At 68.7% G+C, this 19646-nt stretch carries 15 protein-coding genes; 9 read left to right on the forward strand and 6 right to left on the reverse strand.

What is annotated here, in order from left to right; all coding sequences use genetic code 11:
* Nucleotides 1-4: 4 nt before the first annotated feature.
* Complete coding sequence (gene rplQ / locus R2J75_RS01550; RefSeq protein ID WP_243330339.1) at nucleotides 5-403, forward strand: 50S ribosomal protein L17; 399 nt, start codon at nucleotides 5-7, stop codon at nucleotides 401-403.
* A 61-nt stretch (nucleotides 404-464) separates the two neighbouring features.
* Here the strand turns inward: rplQ and R2J75_RS01555 are convergent, their stop codons facing one another.
* Nucleotides 465-1046, reverse strand: coding sequence for a transposase (locus R2J75_RS01555; protein ID WP_316410939.1), 582 nt, complete (start codon nucleotides 1044-1046; stop codon nucleotides 465-467).
* A gap of 221 nt (nucleotides 1047-1267) precedes the next feature.
* On the opposite strand from R2J75_RS01555, the gene R2J75_RS01560 reads away from it, so the two are divergent.
* Entirely contained in the window at nucleotides 1268-1612 is a 345-nt protein-coding gene (locus R2J75_RS01560; RefSeq protein WP_243346661.1) for a GxxExxY protein, read from the forward strand.
* Nucleotides 1613-1797: 185 nt separating this feature from the next.
* Here the strand turns inward: R2J75_RS01560 and R2J75_RS01565 are convergent, their stop codons facing one another.
* Nucleotides 1798-3105, reverse strand: coding sequence for an adenylosuccinate synthase (locus tag R2J75_RS01565; RefSeq protein WP_243334477.1), 1308 nt, complete (start codon nucleotides 3103-3105; stop codon nucleotides 1798-1800).
* A gap of 202 nt (nucleotides 3106-3307) precedes the next feature.
* Between R2J75_RS01565 and R2J75_RS01570 the strand changes: the two genes are divergently transcribed.
* The 3 genes from R2J75_RS01570 (at nucleotide 3308) to R2J75_RS01580 (ending at nucleotide 9037) form a co-directional block, all read left to right on the forward strand.
* Nucleotides 3308-5770, forward strand: a complete 2463-nt coding sequence (locus R2J75_RS01570) for an ATP-dependent Clp protease ATP-binding subunit (RefSeq protein WP_316410940.1) — start codon at nucleotides 3308-3310, stop codon at nucleotides 5768-5770.
* Between the two features lie 111 nt (nucleotides 5771-5881).
* Nucleotides 5882-8419, forward strand: coding sequence for a BamA/OMP85 family outer membrane protein (locus R2J75_RS01575; RefSeq protein WP_243334474.1), 2538 nt, complete (start codon nucleotides 5882-5884; stop codon nucleotides 8417-8419).
* 36 nt (nucleotides 8420-8455) lie between these two features.
* Nucleotides 8456-9037 (forward strand): OmpH family outer membrane protein, encoded by a 582-nt coding sequence (locus R2J75_RS01580; RefSeq protein ID WP_243334472.1) that lies wholly within the window; start codon nucleotides 8456-8458, stop codon nucleotides 9035-9037.
* Nucleotides 9038-9040: 3 nt separating this feature from the next.
* On the opposite strand, the gene dut is transcribed toward R2J75_RS01580, so the two are convergent.
* Complete coding sequence (gene dut / locus R2J75_RS01585) at nucleotides 9041-9502, reverse strand: dUTP diphosphatase (RefSeq protein WP_243334470.1); 462 nt, start codon at nucleotides 9500-9502, stop codon at nucleotides 9041-9043.
* A gap of 93 nt (nucleotides 9503-9595) precedes the next feature.
* Here dut and R2J75_RS01590 point away from each other — a divergent pair, with 93 nt between their 5' ends.
* Genes R2J75_RS01590 through R2J75_RS01600 form a run of 3 tightly spaced genes read left to right on the forward strand, consistent with a single transcriptional unit; the run spans nucleotide 9596 to nucleotide 13410 of the window.
* A complete protein-coding gene (locus R2J75_RS01590) occupies nucleotides 9596-10462 on the forward strand; it encodes a DUF4097 family beta strand repeat-containing protein (protein ID WP_243334468.1) in 867 nt (288 codons plus the stop codon).
* A gap of 24 nt (nucleotides 10463-10486) precedes the next feature.
* Nucleotides 10487-12169: a M16 family metallopeptidase gene (locus R2J75_RS01595; protein ID WP_316410941.1), complete on the forward strand. Its 1683-nt coding sequence runs from the start codon at nucleotides 10487-10489 to the stop codon at nucleotides 12167-12169.
* Nucleotides 12166-13410: a M16 family metallopeptidase gene (locus R2J75_RS01600; RefSeq protein ID WP_243334461.1), complete on the forward strand. Its 1245-nt coding sequence runs from the start codon at nucleotides 12166-12168 to the stop codon at nucleotides 13408-13410. The genes R2J75_RS01595 and R2J75_RS01600 overlap by 4 nt, the downstream gene beginning before the upstream one ends.
* Before the next feature lie 42 nt (nucleotides 13411-13452).
* Here the strand turns inward: R2J75_RS01600 and R2J75_RS01605 are convergent, their stop codons facing one another.
* On the reverse strand, nucleotides 13453-14337 hold the full coding sequence (locus R2J75_RS01605; RefSeq protein WP_316410942.1) for a phosphoribosylaminoimidazolesuccinocarboxamide synthase: 885 nt from the start codon (nucleotides 14335-14337) through the stop codon (nucleotides 13453-13455).
* An 8-nt stretch (nucleotides 14338-14345) separates the two neighbouring features.
* Nucleotides 14346-15398, reverse strand: coding sequence for a tetratricopeptide repeat protein (locus R2J75_RS01610; protein ID WP_243334457.1), 1053 nt, complete (start codon nucleotides 15396-15398; stop codon nucleotides 14346-14348).
* 93 nt (nucleotides 15399-15491) lie between these two features.
* Here R2J75_RS01610 and R2J75_RS01615 point away from each other — a divergent pair, with 93 nt between their 5' ends.
* A complete protein-coding gene (locus tag R2J75_RS01615; RefSeq protein WP_243334454.1) occupies nucleotides 15492-16253 on the forward strand; it encodes an MBL fold metallo-hydrolase in 762 nt (253 codons plus the stop codon).
* Between the two features lie 63 nt (nucleotides 16254-16316).
* On the opposite strand, the gene R2J75_RS01620 is transcribed toward R2J75_RS01615, so the two are convergent.
* Nucleotides 16317-19493, reverse strand: coding sequence for a TonB-dependent receptor (locus R2J75_RS01620; RefSeq protein ID WP_316410943.1), 3177 nt, complete (start codon nucleotides 19491-19493; stop codon nucleotides 16317-16319).
* Nucleotides 19494-19646 lie beyond the last annotated feature (153 nt).

The raw sequence follows: 19646 nt of genomic DNA on the forward strand, positions 1-19646 counted from the left end.
ACCCATGCGTCACAATTGTTCTGGCAAGCGCCTGGGCCGCACGACGAACCAGCGCAAAGCCCTCATGAAGGGTCTCGCCATCTCCCTCGTCACCCACGAGCGGCTCGAGACCACCCTGGTCAAGGCCAAGGAACTCCGGAAGTTCGTCGAGCCCTTCATCACCCTGGGCCGCAAGGACACCGTCGCGAACCGCCGCCTGGCCATGGCCCGGCTCGGCAACAAGGCCGCCGTCGAGAAGCTGTTCAACCAGGAGTTCGTCGGTCGTTTCACTGGCCGTCAGGGTGGCTACACCCGCATCCTGAAGACCGACCACCGCCTCGGCGACGCCGCGGACATGGCCATCATCGAGCTCGTGGACTACGTCCTCCCCGAGCCGAAGGAAGCCGAAGCCGCCGCGGAGTAACCCGCGTGAAGGTCTAGGGAAGGGGCACCCCGCCAGGGGTGCCCCTTTTCCGTGGATGGGGTCATGAGGGATTCCGTGGCGCCGCCGCGGGAAGCGGCGCGGGCGCTCCGGGAGGAGCCCCCGGGCCCAGCCCCATCCAGGAGAAGGACCGGGCCCTGGCGCCCCGCCGCAGCCCCGCGGGGATCTGAAGGGGCGGGACCCCTGAGGCGGCCAGGCCCCCGTCGTTTCCTAGCCCAATTTCCCGACCCACACGATCGATCACGACCGATTCTGCCAGGCGGCTCACGTTCCGGTTGGAAACGCCGGCCAGAACCATCTCCCCGCAGGCCGCCAGCAGGGCACGCTCGGAGCGCTGCCACCGGTCGAAAAGGGAGGGCCGGAAGCCGCCGCTCCGGGCCTGGGGAATCGAGAGATCCAGGGCACCAGCCACGGTTTGGAACCCCCGAGACTTGTAGCCGTTCCGGTAGCCGTTGGGGCGCTCCATGCCGCGGGCGTTCCAGGGGGCCCCGAAGTGGGCCTCGGCCTGGCTGTTGATCAGGGCTTGGGCCACCGCTTCCACCAGCACCCGGAAGCCTTCCCCGCTCGGTTCCGAAAACAGTCCTTCCACAGTCCCTTCGGGGACCTCAAACTTCAACTCGGCCATTGGCTTCCTTTCGTAGATTGCTTGCTCGACACAACCAACCTACTGGAGCCAGTGGCCCCTTTGCTACCCGGCCGCCGGAAATGGCGCGGGCGCTAACTTACAGAAGCTTTTATACACAACCCTATGAAACGCGGAGGCGCGGAGGATCTCGCAGAGGGTCGCGGAGGAAAGCGCTCCTGGAACCTGCCACCTCCCAATGACACGTCCCAACGGGAGGCGTGATGGGAAGGCATTGGGGAGAGGTCGACGGGGAGGATCATCCGCACAAGGAGATCACCCAGGCCATCATCGGGGAGGCCATCGAGATCCAGAAGGCTCTGGGGCACGGACTCCTGGAAGATCCCTACAAGGTCTGTCTGGCGCACTCCCTGAGACTGGCCGGCCATAAGGTGAAGCGGGAGGTTTTCCTGGATATCGAGTGGAGGGGGCTTGTGGTTGAGCGGGCCTACCGGCTGGATTTGCTGGTTGACGACCTGGTGGTCGTGGAGGCTAAGGCGGAATGGAGGTCGGCCTGCTCCTCAATTTCCGTCAGTGGCCTTTCAAAGACGGTGGAATCAAGCGGGTGATACATACAAGGGCTTGATCCTTTCTCCGCGAGCCTCAGCGAGATCCTCCGCGCCTCCGCGTTCCAATAGGATGCTGCGAATGCGCGGCGCCATCAGGCACTGCAGCACAGACTCACTATTCCAGCTCCTCCATGCTCCGGCACGGATGGGTATTAGCCATTACTATCCTAGATTACGAACACACCCTAGCTGAGCAGGGGCTCCAGGAAGCTCCCGGGGGCCACGTAGCCCTCGACCCGGTCGGGGCCGGTGCTGAGGTAGGCGATGGGGGTCTCCACGCTCTCCTCCAGGGCGCGCAGGTAGACCTGGGCCTCGGCGGGCAGCTTGGCGGGGTCCTGGATGCCGCGGGTGGGGGCGGTCCAGCCCTTGAAATACTTGATTTCGGGCTGGATCTCCTTCCAGTCCTCCACCATGGCGGGAACCCGGCCGGTGACCCGGCCCTCCCCGTCGCGGTAGCCGACGACGAGGCCCACCTGGTCGAACCCGTCCAGGACGTCCAGTTTCATGAGGCCCAGGCCGTCCACGCCGTTGACCCGGCAGGCATGGCGCGTGATGACGCTGTCGAACCAGCCGCAGCGGCGGGGCCGCCCGGTGGTGGTGCCGAATTCGCGGCCCAGGTCCCGGATGCGGTCGCCCGTGGCGTCCAGCAGTTCGCTGGGCATGGGGCCCGCGCCGACCCGGGTGGTGTAGGCCTTGGCGACGCCCAGGACGTGGGACAGGGCCTTCGGGGGGAGGCCGGTGCCGGTGAAGAGGCCGCCGATGGAGCAGTTGGAGCTGGTGACGAACGGGTAGGTGCCGTGGTCGATGTCCAGGAGGGTCGCCTGGGCGCCCTCGAAGAGGATGGATTCGCCCCGGCGCCAGGCCTGCCAGAGGTGGTCCTGGATGTCCCCGATCATGCCGAGCAGGGGCTGGGCGGTGGCCAGGAGGGCGGCGGCCGTCTCCTCCAGGGAGGCGAGGGGGGCGTCCGGACCCAGGAGGTGGCGCACCTCCTGGTAGCCGTGGCTGATGCGCGCCTGGAGGGTCTCCGGGTGCAGGAGGTCGCCCATGCGCACGCCCATGCGGGCGGCCTTCATCTCGTAGGCGGGCCCGATGCCCCGGCCCGTGGTGCCGATCTTGTTGGAGCCCCCCTCCCGCCAGCGGTCCAGGGCGATGTGGTGGGGCAGGATGATGTGGGCCTTGTCGGAGATCAGGAGCCGGCCGGTGAGCTCGAAGCCGCGCTGCCGGAGGCGGTCCAGTTCCTGGAGGAAGACCTCCAGGTTGAGGACGACGCCGGAGCCGACGACCAGGAAGCAACCCGGGTGGAGGGCGCCGCTGGGCACCTGGTGGAGCGCGATGCTCTGGCCCTCGACGACGACGGTGTGCCCCGCGTTGTTGCCGCCCTGGAAGCGAACGACGTTCTTGAACCGGGCGCTCAGCAGGTCCACCAGCTTGCCCTTGCCCTCATCGCCCCACTGCAGGCCCAGGATGGCCAGATTCTCGGAAAGACCGCGCATGGATCAACCCCCATCCTCCAGAATAACCGGCCGGGGATCCCCGTCCCAGGACGAATTCCCGGGCCTGGCCGGCGCCGGAATCGGCCCCGGCGGGGGGCGGAACCATTTGGGGACATGGCGGACGGAAGAGGCTACCCTTTATTGTCCGGCCTTCTCTCCCAGCGGGGGAGCGGGTCACGGAAGGATCCCCAGGGGTGCCGCCGTGTTCGAGAAGTTCACAGAAAAAGCCCGCCGCGTGATGTTCTTCGCCCGCTACGAGGCGAGCCAGTTCGGATCCGAAAGCATCCAGAGCGGCCACCTCCTCCTGGGCCTGCTCCGGGAGGCCGAGAAGACTTCCATCCAGCTGCTGGATCGGATGGGAGTCCAGACCAACCTCCTGCGGGAGCGTCTCATCTCGGCGCTGAGCCCCCGGGACAAGCGCCTCACCCCGTCCTCCACGAGCATCGACATCCCCATGGAGGAGGAGGTCAAGCGGATCCTCCAGCACGCGACGCAGGAGAGCGCGAAGCTCAACCACAAGCACGTGGGGGCCGAGCACCTGCTGCTGGGCATGCTCAAGGAGGAGCAGGGCCTGGCGGGGCGCCTCCTGAAGGAGGCCGGAGCCGACCTCATCGCGGCCAAGGAGATCCTCCTGGAGGCCACGAAGGAGGAGAAGATCGCCAAGAAGAAGAAGGAGCACCCGCTCCTGGCGGAGTTCGCCCGGAACCTCTCCGAGCTCGCCGAACGGGGCATCTTCGACAACCTCATCGGCCGCGAGACCGAGGTCGAGCGGATCATCCAGATCCTCAGCCGCCGCCGGAAGAACAACCCCATCCTCCTCGGCGAGGCCGGCGTGGGCAAGACGGCCATCGTGGAGGGCCTGGCCCAGAAGATCTACGAGGGGCTCGTGCCCCCGAGCCTGCAGGACAAGCGGATCTACGCCCTGGACCTCAGCCTGGTGGTGGCCGGGACGAAGTACCGCGGCCAGTTCGAGGAGCGGCTCAAGTCGATCATCGCGGAGGCCTCCAAGGATCCCAGCGTGGTCCTCTTCATCGACGAGATCCACAGCATCATCGGCACCGGGGCGGCGGAAGGCAGCCTCGACGCCGCGAACATCCTGAAGCCGGCCCTCTCCCGCGGCGAGATCCAGTGCATCGGCGCGACGACCCACAAGGAGTTCGCCAAGTACATCGACAAGGACCGGAGCCTGGTGCGCCGCTTCCAGCCCGTGAACGTGGCCCCGCCCGACGAGGGCGAGAGCCTGCGGGTGCTGGAGGGCATCCGGAGCCGCTATGAGCTGTTCCACCGGGTCCGGTACAGCCAGGCCACGCTCCAGGCGGCCGTCGCCCTTTCCAACCGCTACATCACCGACCGCTACCTGCCCGACAAGGCCATCGACCTCCTCGACGAGGCCGGCGCCCGGGTCAAGCTCCGCACCGGCGGGGTGGTGGGCGAGGCCCACAAGACCGAGGAGGAGCTCCACCGGGTCATCACGGAGATGAACGAGGCCGTGCTGAACCGGGACTTCGAGCGGGCCGTCCTGCTGCGCCAGAAGGAGGTCCAGCTGCGGGAGCAGCTCACCGGCGGCGGGCAGGGGGAGCCCACCGAGGAGGACTACGAGCGGTTCGCCGAAGTGACCGAGGCGGACATCGAGGACGTGGTCGCCTCCTGGACGGGCATTCCCGTCCGGGCCCTCAAGAACGAGGAAAAGGCCAACCTGGCCAACATGGAAGGGCACATCAACGAGCGCGTGATTGGCCAGGAAGCCGCCGTCAGCGCCGTGAGCCGGGCCGTTCGCCGCGCCCGGACCGGGCTCAAGAACCCCAACCGTCCCATGGGCTCCTTCCTCTTCCTCGGCCCCACGGGCGTGGGCAAGACGGAGCTGGCCAAGACGCTGGCCGGCTTCCTGTTCGGCGACCCCAAGAAGATGATCCGCTTCGACATGTCCGAGTTCATGGAGAAGCACGAGGTCTCCAAGCTCCTCGGGGCCCCTCCGGGGTACGTGGGCTACGAGGAGGGCGGCCTGCTGACCGACCGCATCCGCCGCAACCCCTACTGCGTCATCCTCTTCGACGAGATGGAAAAGGCCCACCCGGACCTCATGAACGTGCTGCTCCAGATCTTCGACGACGGGCAGGCCACGGACGCTTTCGGGAACCAAGTTGATTTCAAGAACACCATTATCATCATGACCTCCAATGTGGGCAGCCGGGAGCTCCTCCCGGACAAGAACCTCGGATTCGGGGAAAAGGATGACCGGCCAGATGCCAAGGCCGGCGACGCCCTCAAGGTGCTCAAGCGCACCTTCCCCCCCGAGTTCCTGAACCGCATCGACGAGATCGTGGTGTTCAACCGCCTGGGCGACGAGGAGCTCCGCAAGATCGTCCGCCTCCTCATCGCCGACCTCAACCTCACCCTGCAGAAGCACCGCCTGGAGGTCACCCTCACCGACGAGGCCTGCGACTGGCTGGTCCGGACCACGGTGCGGGACCGGGCCTACGGGGCCCGCCCCCTCCGGCGCGCCATCCAGAAGCAGGTGGAGGATCCCCTGGCCGAGCTCATGGTCGCCCAGGAGACCGTGCCCGCCGGGGTCGTCCATTTCGATGTGGTTGATGAGAAACTAGTCCCATTGTTCACTGAATCCTCGGCCCCGGCCGAAGCCCAGCCCGCGGAGGTCCAGGGATGATGGCTGCCTCCGCCTAGGCGGGGCCCCGGTTTCCATGGAAATCCCCCAGCTCTCCCGATAGCCGCCCTGGCCTAGGGATTTGAATGCCAAACCAACTGTGATGGATTGTGAATGAGCCTGAGCAAGACCGCCCCGAGCCCGACCCCCGGACGCCCCCTCTGGGGCCGGGTTCTGCCAACCCTGGCCATGGCCCTGGCGTTCCAGGGCCTGCCCGGATTCGCCCAGGATTCCGAGGTCATCACCCACATCGAGGTGGTCGGATCGCAGAAGCAGACGCCGGAGACCATCATCTTCAAGACCGGCCTGAAGGTGGGCGACGACCTGCGGACGGTGGACCTCACGGCCGTCCTTGAGAAGCTCTGGGCCACCAATGCCTTCGACGACATCAAGTTCCTGGCCGAGGACGAGGGCGACGGCAAGAAGCTCACGATCCAGGTCCGGGAGCGGCCCCTCATCAAGGAAGTCGACTACCGGGGCGGGACGGAGGTGGGCCTCACCTCGGTCAAGGACAAGATCAAGGAGAAGAAGCTCGCGATCAACCCGGACACCCTCTACGATCCCGAGGCCGCCCGGAAGATCAAGGACCTGATCGTCGACCAGTGCGCCGAGAAGGGCTACCGCAATCCCGTGATCGACGTGTCCCTTGAGCCCATGAGCCAGACCACGAGCCGCCTCGTGTTCGACATCAAGGAGGGCGGGAAGGTCCGCATCTACCGCGTCTCCTTCCGCGGGAACAAGGCCATCTCCAGCGCGAAGCTGGCCAAGGTCATGGAGAAGACCCGGCGGCACTGGATGTTCAGCTGGCTGACCTCCCACGACCTGCTCGTGGAGAAGAACCTCGAGGACGACCTGCAGAACATCCGCAAGGCCTACTGGCGGATGGGCTACAAGGACGTCTTCGTCGGCAAGCCCACCATCGTGGTGGAGGACAAGACCACGGCGCGGCAGAAGATCAAGAACGAGAAGCGCATCAAGGAGGCCAAGTCGCCCAAGTACGACCTCCGGGCCGAGCTCACCATCCCCATCCTCGAGGGCGAGAGCTTCTCCCAGGGCACCTTCAAGGTGGAGGGGAACAACGAGGTCTTCAAGGGCGAGGGCGGCGAGCGGCTCTACCGCGCCAAGATCGCCGAGGCGCGGCGGGACAACCACTCCTGGCTGGCCAAGCTCCTCAGCATCAAGCCCGACCTCGGGGACCCCAAGCCCGGCGAGAAGCGCCCCTTCGACCTGGACTCCCTCAACACCGGCGTCGACAAGATCCGCGAGGCCTACAGCAACCTCGGCTACATCATGTTCCGGGCCGAGAAGAAGCTGGACGTCCGCGAGGAGGACGGCGTCAAGAAGGTGGACGTCACCCTCAAGGTCGACGAGGGCGAGATGTACACCGTCCGCCACATCAACTTCGAGGGCAACACCACGACCAAGGACAAGGTGCTTCGCCGCGCCATGATCCTCAAGGAGGGCGACCCCTTCCAGACCGAGGTGTTCAAGGACTCCTTCACCGGCCTCGGCCAGCTGGGCTTCTTCGACGTGAAGGCCAGCGAGCCCAAGGTGGACCTCGTGCCCGACAAGACCCAGGTCGACATCACGATCAAGGGCGAGGAGTCCGGCGTCAACGAGGTGCTGTTCCAGGGCGGCTACGGGTCGGTGCTCGGCTTCTCCCTGGGCCTGAGCTTCTCCACCCGCAACCTGGGCGGCGGCGGCGAGACCCTCTCCGTCAGCTACAACGGCGGCAAGTACCAGCGGATCGCCTCGATCTCCTTCACTGAACCCTACATCTTCGACCTGCCCTACTCGCTCACCACGAGCATCTCGGACGGCACCACCGACTACGATGCCTCCCGGGTCGGCGCGGCCTACGCCTACAAGCAGAAGACCCGCGCCCTGGGCGTTTCCATGGGCACCCGCCTGGCCACCTTCATCCCCGGGAAGACCTGGGCCTGGTTCACCACGTACCAGGTCGGCTACGCCTTCCGGATCCTCCAGGTGATCGGCGGCCGCAACTACTACTTCCGCGACACCAGCCAGCAGCTGACCTCCACGATCAGCAACTCCATCACCTACAGCACGGTGAACCACCCCTTCAAGCCCACCGCGGGCACGAAGATCGGCTTCGGCCTGGAGTACGGCGGCTGGCAGTTCGGCGGCGACCGGCCCTTCGTCCGGACTTCCATCGAGTTCGCCAAGTGGGCCAACCTGGATGACCGCCACATCTTTGGCTTCAACGCCAACTACGGGTATCTCCGCAACTTGTCCGGCACCGACATGGCCATCTGGGAGCTCTACCGGCCGGGCGGTGAGAACACCATCCGCGGCTACAACTTCGGCCAGGTGGGCACCGCCTTCCGCGACAACACGAGCCAGTGGGTGGTGGTCGGCGGCAACAAGCAGCTGATCCTGAACGCCGAGTACCAGTTCAAGATCGCCGACCAGTTCCGCATTGTCGCCTTCTACGACGCCGGCAACGCCTGGGCCGAGGGCAGGCGGGTCTTCTCCGAATCCCTGCGCCGCAGCACGGGCCTGGAGTTCCGCTTCTTCCTTCCCATCAGCCCCGCGCCGCTGCGCCTGATCTGGGCCCGCAAGCTGAATCCCTACGACTTCGACGCCGAGGGCCGGACCCAGTTCCAGTTCAGCATCGGCACCACCTTCTAGCCTCGACAACCCACACCCGCAAGTCCGGAGCCCACCATGAACATCCGCACCCTCCTGCTGCCCCTCGCGGCCGTCGCCACCCTCGCCGCCCAGGAGCCCGTGACCCCCCGTCTCGCCTTCCTCGTCCCCGACCAGCTGATCACGAAGTCCGTCCGCGGCCGCCAGCTCTTCGCCGAGCTCGACGTGACCAAGAAGAACCTGGAGGACAAGCTCAAGGGCAAGAGCGAAGAGGGCGCCCGGCTCCAGGCCCAGCTCCAGTCCCCCAGCATCAGCGATTCCGGCCGGGAGCAGATCCAGAAGCAGCTCCGCGACCTGGAGTTCGAGTTCAAGAAGCTGCAGGAGGACAGCCAGCAGGAGTTCCAGAAGATCCAGCAGAAGGTCGTCGGCCAGTTCCAGGCCGAGGTCGGGCCCATCGTCGAGGCCCTGGCCAAGGAACAGAAGCTCCAGCTGGTGCTCCAGTACCAGCAGGGGATCGTGGCCTACGCCGAGGAGGGCTGGATGCTGACCTTCACCAACGAGGTCGCCAAGCGCTACGACGCCAAGTACGCCTCCGGCGCCCCCGCCGCGGAAAAGCCCGCCGGCAAGCCCGCTGGCAAGCCCGCCGCTCCCAAGAAGTAGCCTTCAGCTCCGGCCGGTCGAGCCGTAGCCCCCGCCGCCGCGCTGGGTCTCCCCCAGGGCGGCGGCTTCCGTTTCGGGGGCCCAGTCCCAGGCCGGGGCCGGCGCCAGGAGCAGCTGGGCGATCCGGTCCCCCCGGGCGACGGTGAAGGGCTCCGCGCCGTGGTTCACGAGGACCACCGCGACCTCGCCCCGGTAGTCGGCGTCGATGGTGCCGGGGGCGTTCAGGACGGTGACCCCGTGGCGCAGGGCGAGGCCCGAGCGGGGCCGGACCTGGCCCTCCCACCCCTCGGGAATCGCCATGACCAGGCCCGTGGGCACCAGCTTCCGCTCCCCGGGGGCCAGGGTCCAGGCCTCCCCTTCGGGCAGGGCGGCCCGGAGGTCCATGCCCGCCGCGTGGGGGGTGGCCCTGCCCGGAAGGGGGAGGCCCTGGCCGTGGGGGAGGAGGCTGACGGGAACGCGGATCATCGGGGGGCTCCAGGATCCCCCAACGATAGCATCCCCTCGTGGCACTAAGTTTTCCCGACCCTGATACGTTATCTAGGTGAGGAGGGTGGTCCCATGAAGCTCGGCGTCGTCCTGACCGCGTGCGCAGTCTGCCTGGCCGGAGGCCCCCAGACCCTCTCCGCGGGCGAAGGCCCGGGATCGGGCTCCCGCACCGAGACCCGCAACGAGAAGCTGGCCCCGGGCTCCAAGCTCTGGGTGAAGAACCGCAACGGCGCCATCCGCGTCTCCGGCTGGGACAAGGAGGAGGTGGCCCTCGTCGCCCAGATCCGGGACAGCGCCAAGCGCCGGATCGACCTCGTCGTCCAGCGCAAGGGCCAGGACCTGGACATCGAGGCCCAGTACCAGCAGCCCGTCGTGGTCTTCAGCTTCGGCTTCTCCCCGTCGCCCCGGTGCGAGATGACCCTCAACGTGCCTCGCAAGATCCTGGCCCACTTCAGGACCATCAACGGGACCGTCACGGTGGAGGCGCTGGAGGGCTACGCGCGCTGCGAGACCACGAACGGCGACATCGTCCTCCATGACCTGGCCGGCGAGGCCCTGGCCGAGACGACGAACGGCACCATCGAGGCCCGGAACCTGCGGGCCCGCATCAAGGGCGGCACCACCAACGGGCGCATCCGCATCGAGGACGTGGAGGGTGGCGTGCACCTGGAGACCACGAACGGCTCCATCATCGCGCGCGGGCTGGAGGGCTGGGGCGAGGGGATCCACCTGGAGTCCACCAACGGCGGCATCGAGGTCGTGCTGGGGCGGGCCTCCGGCGAGATCCAGGCCGAGAATTCCAACGGCGCGATCGATATCCGGGTGCCCGGGGCCACGGTGATCGAGAGCTCCAAGCATTCGGCGAAGGTGAAGGTGCCGGGCAAGCGGGAGCAGAAGATCGTCCTGGAGACCACCAACGGCGCGATCACGGTGCACTGACGCCGTTTGGGGTAATCTGGACCCATGCGGGTCCCAGCCCTTCCAGCGTTCATGTTCCTGGCCGTGGCCGCGGGGTGCGCGGCCCAGACGGCGCGCCTCCCCGAGGTGGTGGACCGGACCCTCGGCAACGGGGTGAAGGTGCTCATGGTGGAGCGCCCGGGCACCGGCGCGGTGCGCGCCGGCCTCTTCCTGATGGGGGGCCGGGCGGCCACTGGCGCCCTGCCGCCCGGCGCCGCCGACCTGCTCGCCTACAGCCTGTTCCGGCGCCTGCCGGCGCCCAGCCTCGGCCGGGATCTGGAGGTCACCCTGCGCCAGGAGGCGGCCGCCTTCGAGGATCTGCGCCTCGAACGGCTCCGCCAGCGCCGGCCGGACCACACCGCCTCGCCCGAATTGACCAGCCTGCAGACGATGCACGCGGAGGCCCTGAAGACCATCCAGGCCCGCCTGGCCCCCACCGAGGCCTGGGATGAGGTGGACGCCCTGGGCGGCACCCGCCGGGCCGTGGACGTGACGGCGGACTACCTGGCCTTCGGCGTGGACCTGCCCGCGGCGAACCTCCCGGGCTGGCTCCGCCTCGAGGCCGAGCACTTGGCCGCGCCGTCCCTGTGCCGCTTCCCGCTGGAGCGGGAGCGCCTGCTCCAGGCCCTGGACGCGGGCGAGCCCCCCGTCGCGGCCTCCCTGTCGGTCCTCCTGTCCATGGCCCTGGCGGGGCGGGCCTACGCCCAGGCTTCCGAGTTCCAGCGCGGCGATCTGGAGGCCATCACCCTGGCCCAGCTGGGGGACCTGGCCCGGGCCCAGCTGGTGCCCGCCCGGATGCTCCTCGTGCTGGCGGGAGACCTGGAGGCCGCCACCCTGACCCCGGTGCTGGAGCGGACCTTCGGCCGTATCAAGGGCGGACCCGCGCCCGAGGCGCCGCCCTACCGGGACGACAATCCCTCGAGCGCCCTCGAGTCGCCGGCGGGGCGCAAGCTCCAGGTGAGCACCAGCGGGGAGACCCGGGTGATCTTCGGCTGGCGCGTGCCGCGCTCCAACCACCCGGACGGCCCGGCCCTCCAGGCCCTCGCCCAGGTCCTCGCGGGAAGTCCGAGCGCCCGGCTCATCCAGGGGCTGGTCACGACCCGCGGGCTGGCCCGGAAGCTGACCCTGGACGTGGGGGTGCCGGGGGAGCGGGACGTGAACCTGTTCGTCATCAACGCGGAACCGGCCCCCGGCCATGCCCTCGGGGAACTGGAGCAGGCGATCGAAGGCGAGATCCTCCGGCTCCAGCGCGAGCCCCTGGCCGAGGTGGAGGTCCGGTGGGCGCAGAACCAGCTGGAGACCCGGCAGATCCTCCTCCAGGAGGACGGGGCGGCCCTCGTCCAGGCCCTGGGGGCCTCCCATTGCCAATCCGGGGACTGGCGGACGGCCTTCCGGGCATTTTCGGGCGAGCGGGCCCTGCGCGCCACGGACATCCAGGCTGCCGCACGGACCTACCTGGTGCCCGCCCGCATGACGGTCGCCCTCTTCGGCCCCGATCCCCTGCTCCAGCCCATGGACCGGATCGAGGCCCGCCTCCTCCAGGCCCTGACCGTCCTCGTGCAGCGCCGCCTGGAGGATCCCGTGGCGGCCCAGCGCATCCTCCGGGAGGCCATCCGCCAGCTGCGCATGCTCAGCCCCTCCGAGCGGGAACAGACCCTCAAGCTCCTGGAAGCGCAGGTGGCCCCGTGAGGTTCGGCGCGCCCCTGGCCTGGCTCCTCAGCGGGGCCGCGGTGACCGCCCTCCAGGCGGGCCCCCAGGCCTTCACCCTTCCCTCAGGCCTCCGGTGCGTGCTCCTGGAGAACCATGACCAGCCCCTCATCCGCGTGGAGCTGGTGACCCGCTGGGACCTCGCCGACGTGCCGCAGGACCAGGAGGGCCTTCCCGCCCTCCTGGCGGCGGTGCTGCGCGCGGGGGGCGCGGGTCCCCTGTCCCGGGCCGATTTCGACCGGAGCCTGGATGATCTGGGCGCCGCCTTCGCCTTCCAGGCCCGCCGGGACGGATTCACCTGGACCCTGGCCACGGACAGCCGCGCCCAGGAACCGGCCCTGGAGCTGCTGGCCCACGCCGTCTTCCGCCCCGTCTTCGAGGTGCCGCTCGTGGAGGCCCAGCGCCAGGCCCTCTTGCGCAGGCTGGAAACGGCCGACGCCTGGGACCGGGGCGAGGGGCGCTTCCTCTGGAGCCTGGGCGCCCGGGATGTGGAGCTGCCCCCCTCGCCGGAGGGGCTGGCGGCCCTGGGCTTCCAGGACGTGGTGGCCTTCCACCGCGCGGTCGTCCGACCGGAAGCCTCCACCCTGGTCCTGCACGGGGATTTGAGCCTCACCCAGGCCAAGGAGCTGGTGCACTTGCACTTCGGCCTCTGGGGCGGGCGCCCGGCCAAGGCCGCCGCCCCCCGGCCCACGCCGGACCCGCCGCGCCTGCGCACCGTCCTGGACGCTTCCACGGACGCGGAGCTGTGGGCGGGGCGGGAGGCGACGGCCGTGCGAAGGCCTGTCCGGGAAATCCTGGCCCTGCTCCTGGAGCAGGTGCCCTCCGTCGCCGGACCCGGGATCATCCTGTCCTGCAGCCTGGCCGAGGGCAGGCCCCTCCTCGTGAAGGCCAAGGCCGGCGCCGAAGGCCGGGAGGGCCTCGTGCGGGCCCTCCAGGACGCCCTCGAGCGGCTGCGGAGCCAGGGCTTCACGGAGCGGGACGTGGCGCGGGCCCGGGACCGCTGGCGGGCGCGGCTCGCCGCCCTCCCCCTCCACCCCCGGGAACAGGTCCACGCCCTCCAGGATGGCCTCCTGGACCCCGCGCTGGGGCCCGAGGTGGACCGGGTGGCCGTCCGGGACGTGAACGAGGCCCTGAAGGCCCTGCTTGAGCCCGCCGGGCTCCGGTTCCTGCTCCTGGGCGGGGATGCCGCCCTGGTGCGGGCGGCGGAAGCGGCGTTCTCCTGACCCGGACGGCCCGCCCTGCGGCGGGTCCGCCCGGGGAGAGGCTCAGGCCTGGATGCCGAAGCGGGCGGCCAGGTCCAGGTAGCGGGCGCGGACCCCTTCGATCACGTGGTCGGGCAGGTGGGGCGCGGGCGGCTGTTTGTTCCAGCCGGGGAGGGCCTCCAGGTAGTCCCGGAGGAACTGCTTGTCGAGGCTGGGCGGGTTGGCGCCCGGCTGCCAGGCGTCCGCGAGCCAGTAGCGGCTGGAGTCCGGGGTCAGGACCTCGTCGATGAGGATGAGGCTGCCGTCCGGCAGGAGGCCGAATTCGAACTTGGTGTCGGCCAGGAGGATCCCCCGGGCTGCCGCCAGCTCGCAACCGCGGCGGTAGAGGGCGAGGCTCACCTCCCGGACCTGGGCCGCCAGGTCCGCGCCGATGAGGCCGGCCATGGTGGCGAAGTCGATGTTCTCGTCATGCCCTTCCTCCGCCTTCGTGCTCGGCGTGAAGATGGGCTCGGGGAGCCGGTCGGCATTGCGGAGGCCCGGGGGCAGGGCGATGCCGCAGACCGTGCCGGACTTCTGGTACTCCTTCAGGCCGGAGCCCGCCAGGTAGCCCCGCACCACGCATTCCACGGGGAGGGGCCGGGTGCGGCGCACGAGGATGGAGCGCCCGGCCAGCATGTCCCGATGGGCCTGGAGGCTGGCGGGGTAGTCGGCGGGGTCCGTGGCCTCCAGGTGGTTGGGCAGGATGTCGCGGGTGGCGCCGAACCAGAAGTTCGCCACCTGGGTGAGGATCCGGCCCTTGCCGGGGATGCCCTCGGGCATGATGCAGTCGAAGGCCGAGATGCGGTCCGTGGCCACGATGAGCAGGCTCGCTCCGAGGTCGTACACATCGCGGACCTTGCCGCGCCGGAAGGCGGGCAGGGGAAGGTCGGTGGTGAGCAGGGCGGTCATGGGGCCTCTCAGAGGGTGGGGGGGAGCTGGGGGATCTGGCGCGGGGTGGGGGCGAGCCAGTGCAGGGCCATGGGCAGGAGCTGGTAGCGGTTCTGGACGTTCACCCACCGGCTCAGCTCGGGTTCCCGGACGGTGTCTTCATGGCCGTTCACCGGCAGGCCCCGCTGGTCGCGGAAGGCCTGGATCTCGGCCGGGGTGACGCCGAGCAGGGCGGGGAGGAGGTCCAGGGGGTAGGCGTTCTCGTAGGGGATGGGACCGGCGATGCGGTAGTCGAAGGTCTCCCGGAGCACGGACAGGGTGGCCTCCCGGTCGAGTTCCAGGGCCGCGTCCAGGTGGGGGAAGGGGTCCTGCCCGGCCAGGCTCCGGGCCTGGGCGGCCCCCAGGTGGGCCAGGGGATGGACCGGGTTGGCCTTCAGGATCCGCCCGAAGGCCTCGCCGGCCTCGGCGTGGCGGCCCAGGGCCAGGAGACACTCCCCCCGTCGCAGGAGGGCCTCGGGGTCGCGGGGATCCAGGGCCAGGAGGCGGTCGCTCACCTCCAGGAGCTCCTCGACCATGCTTTCGCTGCGCAGGAGGGAGGCCAGGTGCTCCAGGGCGGACCGGTGGGCCGGGGCCAGGAGCAGGAGCCGCTCGAGCACCTCGATGGCGTGGCCGGCGTCCCCCTCCTGCTCGGCCCGCAGGGCCCAGTCCCAGAGGATCTCGGCCTGGCGCGCGATGGGGTGGGTGAGGGTGCCGCGGCGCTCGTCGGTGGGGTGGAGGATCTGGGTGCGGACCCAGGTGTACCGCGCGGGATCGCGCCCCTCCGGCGCGGACAGCTCGTCCTCCACGGCGCGGATGACGATCTTCAGGCCGCGGTCCCACAGGGTCGGAATGGGCATCTGGACGTGGGTCTGCAGCTCGCGGCGCAGCGGCTGGAGCGGGTCCCCGGTGCGGCCCAGGTGCAGCTTGAGCCGCAGGTAGCGCAGCCCCGGCGCGGACTCGGACTCCACGCGCACGCGCAGGGCGAGTTCCCCCGTATCGGGGTCGAACCCGTCGAGGAGGAGGTACTGGAGGTGCGCCCGCATGGTTCGAGATTAGCAAAGGTGGTTGACCCCGGTGGGCGATCCCAAGAAGATTGGTGTGTTCGGACCCAGGAGGGGACCCGATCACGAGGCCGCATGGAGCTGCGCGTTCTGGGCTGTTCAGGGGGGGAGGCCGAGGGGCACCGGCTCACGGGCCTCCTGGTCGACGGCGTGGTCGCCATCGACGCGGGCAGCCTGACCCAGGCCCTCACCCTGGAGGAGCAGGTGGGGATCCGGCAGATCTTCATCACCCACTCCCACCTGGACCACATCTGCACGCTGCCGTTCTACACGAAGAACATCTTCGGCCACACGGACGTCCCCGTGGAGATCCACGCCCTGCCCGAGACCCTCGACGCCCTGCGCCGGCACCTCTTCAACGACGAGATCTGGCCCGACTTCTCCGTGATCCCCAGTCCCGACAACCCGATCATCCGGTTCTCGGAGATCGAGCCGGGCCGGGTCTACGAGGTGGAGGGCCTGCGGGTGACGCCGGTCCCCGTCAACCACCTGGTCCCCACCGTGGGCTACCTGGTGGAGGACGGCCGCAGCGCCTTCGCCTTCACCTCGGACACCGCGGAGACGGACCGCATCTACGCGGCGGCCAACGCCGCCCCGGACCTCCGCCTCTTCATCACGGAGTGCAGCTTCCCCAACGCCCAGGACTGGCTGGCGGACGCCTCCAAGCACCTCACCCCCCGCAAACTGGCGCGGGAGCTGGCGAAGCTCCGCCGGGACGTGCCGGTGGGCATCTACCACCTGACCCCCGGGGACCGGGCGGTGATGCTGCCCGAGCTGGAGGCCCTGGGGGACCCCCGGGTGCGGCTCCTGGAGCAGGACGCCCGGTTCACCTGGTAGGGCCCCGCGACCGGACAAGGGCCGGGGAGAACCCCGGCCCTTGTCCGTCGTGGCGCGGGTCGCCTAGAACTTCAGCTGGAAGCCGAAGGCGGCGGTGCGGGGGCTGTTGGCCTGGTAGTTCAGGCCGCGGGTCCCGAAGGCCGTGTTGGCGACCACCGTGCGCGGGACGACGGTGGTGCCCGTGTAGACGGGTGCGCCGGTCAGGGTCTTGGTCGACGCGATCGTGTTCACGTAGTTGGAACCGTAGTCATAGTTGTTGAGCAGATTGGAGATCTGGAGGAAGGGCTCCAGGACCGCGTTCCTCCAGATCTTGAACGGATGGCTGATCCGCAGCCCCAGGTCCATGGCCCAGTCGCCGGTGCCGGTCCCGATGACCATGTTCGGGTGCGCCAGGTTGGCGCCGGCCATCCAGATCGGGTTCCCGTTGGCGTCCGTGTCCGAGTTGTAGCCCTGGTAGACGTCGTAGAACTTGCCGCTGTGCCAGGTGCCCAGCAGGCCCACCTTGGTGCCGATGTCGAAGGCGTAATTGAAGGCGAAGGAGCCGGAGAAGTTCTCGGTGCCCACGGCCTTGCGCTCGGGGTTGGGCTTCCAGACATAGAGCGCCCCGGTCCCGTAGAAGTCGGCGTTCCCGTTCTGGTCGAAGGCCCTGGAGGCGCCGCCGTAGGAGGAGCGGATGTCCTTGGCGACGATGTTGAACACGGCGGAGATCTTGGCGGAGGTGTAGGCCCATTTCACCTGCAGCTGGTTGCTGCGGGAGGTCTGGTTGGAGAGGAACACGGTGTCGCCCTGGTCGCGGGTGTCGCGCTGGGCATTGGCGTTGCCCGTCCAGGTCAGGCCCTGGGCGTTGGGGGACCACACGTAGGGGTTGCTGCCGTCGGTGGTGAACTGGACGGAAGCGTGGGTGGTGCGGTTGAAGATGTACTGGATGTCGAGGCTCTGGTGATCGCCGATCTTCCAGGTGGCGCCCAGGCTCAACACGTCGGTGGTGGGGTACTGGAAGTCGGAAGCCATGAGCTGCTTGCCGGCGGTGGCGAAGCTGGCCTGGGAGAGCCAGCCGTTGACCGTGTTCAGGAAGTAGTCCCGCAGCCCGTTCACGTTGTGGACGTAGTTGTAGGGGGTCAGGTCGGCGGGCAGGACCACGGCATGGCCGTTGACAGTGGTGAGGGTCGTCCCGGCGGAGAAGTTGGCGACCGTGGCGCTGCCGGCGGCGCCGCTGGCGGCGAGGGCGGCCCCGTTGTAGATGGTGCTGCGGGTCAGGCCATTGGCGTGGTCGCTGAGGGCCCGGCTGTAGCCGGTGACGTTGTCGATGACGTTGGCCACGAAACGGCCGTAGCCGAGCTTGTAGGTGGCGCTGTCATCCCCGTTGGGCTTGTAGAGGACCTGGATCCGGGGCGAGACGTAGGTCTTGTCCTTGGGGGGCGTGGACCCGTGCAGGAGGTTGGGGTTGGCGTTGTAGATCTGCTGGTACAGGTCCTTCCACTTGTCCATGAACTCGAAGCAGGTGTCCTTGTCGGCCCGGATGCCGAGGTAGACCGACAGCTTGGGGCTGAGGGTCCAGTCGTCCTGGGCGTAGAAGCCGTACTGCTTGATCTTGTCGCCCTCCTGCAGGCCGGCGGGGCGCATGATCACGTAGGCCACGTTCACGTTGGCCTGGACCGGGTAGGTGCTGGCGGTGCTGGCATTCCAGAGGTTGGGCCCGAAGGGCACCCCCACCACGCCGAACACATAGGCCCCGGTCTCGGGATAGAAGAGGACCTGGTCGGCGTACTTGTACTGCATGATGTCCAGGCCGGCCTTGAAGCTGTGATCACCCAGGACGTAGGTGAAGTCGTTGCGCCACTGGACCCGCTTGATGCCGGTGTTCTGGGTGGCGTTCGGGTCGTGGCCCACGCGGCCGAGCTGCTGGGCCTGGAGGGGCAGCAGGGAGCTGTTGGCGGTGCGGACCTGGAGGTTGCCGACCGTGTCCCCCATGCCGTTGGGGACGATGGCATTGGTGTAGTCGAAGTAGATGAGGTTGCTTTCCCAGATGAGGTTCGGGGTGAAGCTGGTGGTGGCCTTGAGGCCGAAGCGGTTCGTCTTGTTCTGGCTCGTGCCCAGCATGGAGGGATCGACCCGCCCGTAGACCGCCGTCGTGTGGGAGAAGGCCTGGTTGGGCGTCTCGTTCTTGTCGTAGGCGTACGTGAAGGTCACGTTGGTCATCGTCGTCGGCATCCAGTCGATGCGGGCGTAGAGGTTGGTCTCCTTCAGCTCGGCCATGATGCCGTTGAGGGCCGGGTAGGCCGCGAGGGCGTCCGCGGCGAACGTGGTGGGCACCGACTTCTCGTTCTTCTTCTCCGCAGAGAACATGTAGAAGAGGCGGTCCTTGAGGATGGGGCCGGAGACGGTGGCCGCGAAGACCTGGCTCTTGTTGTCCTTCTTGGTCCCTTCGTCCGTGGTCCTGGCCCGCATGGACTGGTCCGTGTACTGGCCGCTGATGATGCCCGAGAAGGCGTTGGTGCCGGCCTTGGAGACGACGTTGAAGAAGCCCGCGTTGGAGCGTCCGAACTCCGCCTTGTACTGGTTGGTCACCACCTGGAACTCGCCGATGGCGTCCAGGGGGATGGGCGACACGTAGCCGCCCACGTCGGTGGAGTTGTTGTCGCCGCCGTCGATGTTGAAGTTGGTGCCGCGGCCGGCGCCGTCGCCGGTGGTCATGTACGTGGAGCTCTTCTTGGTCGGGTCGATGTTGGACCCGGCGATGAGCTGCACGCCGGGGGCCAGCACGGCTGCCGAGACCACGTTGCGGCTGAGCACGGGCAGGGATTCGAGGCGGTCGGCGGGCACGTTCACGCCGATCTCGGCGGACGTGGTGTTGGCCTGGTCCACGGTGCCGGCGGTGCTCACCACCGTCACCGTGGCGGTCGCAGCCGGGGCCATCGCCACGCTGGCGTCGGTCTCCGCGCCCAGCATCGAGGTGCGGATCATGGCGGCGGTGGAGTCCGAGGCCTTGAAGAGGATGCGGTAGTTGCCCAGGGGCACCGCGACGAAGCGGAAGGTGCCGTCGGCGCCGGACTGGACCGAGCGGGTGTAGCCGGTGGCCTGGTTCTCGATGGTGACGACGACGCCGGCCTTGGGGGCGCCGGTGGCCTTGTCGGTCACGCGGCCCTTGAAGGCGCCGAAGGTCTGTTGGGCGGAAAGGGTTCCGCCTGCGAAGAGGCCGGCCGCGAGGATGCAGATCAGCCGGGAGTTCAGGTGGGACATGGCTCCTCCTGGAGGGGGTGGGGGCCTGGCGGGCCCCGGGGTCCTGGACTGAAACGGCAGGGGGCAAGCGGGGTGTGAGGGCCGTTGCGGCCTGCCGGTACGGCGAACGCGGTTTGAAGTGGACGCAGGTTATCGGGTTCTTCCGGGTTTTCA

Origin of the sequence: Mesoterricola sediminis (assembly GCF_030295425.1) — a bacterium.
Lineage (GTDB): Bacteria > Acidobacteriota > Holophagae > Holophagales > Holophagaceae > Mesoterricola > Mesoterricola sediminis.

Bases quoted from the DNA above. Each gene is read 5' to 3' on its own strand.
- R2J75_RS01565 (WP_243334477.1), bottom strand. From the start codon at position 3,105: ATGCGCGGTCTTTCCGAGAATCTGGCCATCCTGGGCCTGCAGTGGGGC.
- R2J75_RS01595 (WP_316410941.1), top strand. From the start codon at position 10,487: ATGCGGGTCCCAGCCCTTCCAGCGTTCATGTTCCTGGCCGTGGCCGCG.
- R2J75_RS01555 (WP_316410939.1), bottom strand. From the start codon at position 1,046: ATGGCCGAGTTGAAGTTTGAGGTCCCCGAAGGGACTGTGGAAGGACTG.
- R2J75_RS01610 (WP_243334457.1), bottom strand. From the start codon at position 15,398: ATGCGGGCGCACCTCCAGTACCTCCTCCTCGACGGGTTCGACCCCGAT.
- R2J75_RS01590 (WP_243334468.1), top strand. From the start codon at position 9,596: ATGAAGCTCGGCGTCGTCCTGACCGCGTGCGCAGTCTGCCTGGCCGGA.
- rplQ (WP_243330339.1), top strand. From the start codon at position 5: ATGCGTCACAATTGTTCTGGCAAGCGCCTGGGCCGCACGACGAACCAG.
- dut (WP_243334470.1), bottom strand. From the start codon at position 9,502: ATGATCCGCGTTCCCGTCAGCCTCCTCCCCCACGGCCAGGGCCTCCCC.
- R2J75_RS01575 (WP_243334474.1), top strand. From the start codon at position 5,882: ATGAGCCTGAGCAAGACCGCCCCGAGCCCGACCCCCGGACGCCCCCTC.
- R2J75_RS01615 (WP_243334454.1), top strand. From the start codon at position 15,492: ATGGAGCTGCGCGTTCTGGGCTGTTCAGGGGGGGAGGCCGAGGGGCAC.
- R2J75_RS01605 (WP_316410942.1), bottom strand. From the start codon at position 14,337: ATGACCGCCCTGCTCACCACCGACCTTCCCCTGCCCGCCTTCCGGCGC.
- R2J75_RS01620 (WP_316410943.1), bottom strand. From the start codon at position 19,493: ATGTCCCACCTGAACTCCCGGCTGATCTGCATCCTCGCGGCCGGCCTC.
- R2J75_RS01560 (WP_243346661.1), top strand. From the start codon at position 1,268: ATGGGAAGGCATTGGGGAGAGGTCGACGGGGAGGATCATCCGCACAAG.
- R2J75_RS01580 (WP_243334472.1), top strand. From the start codon at position 8,456: ATGAACATCCGCACCCTCCTGCTGCCCCTCGCGGCCGTCGCCACCCTC.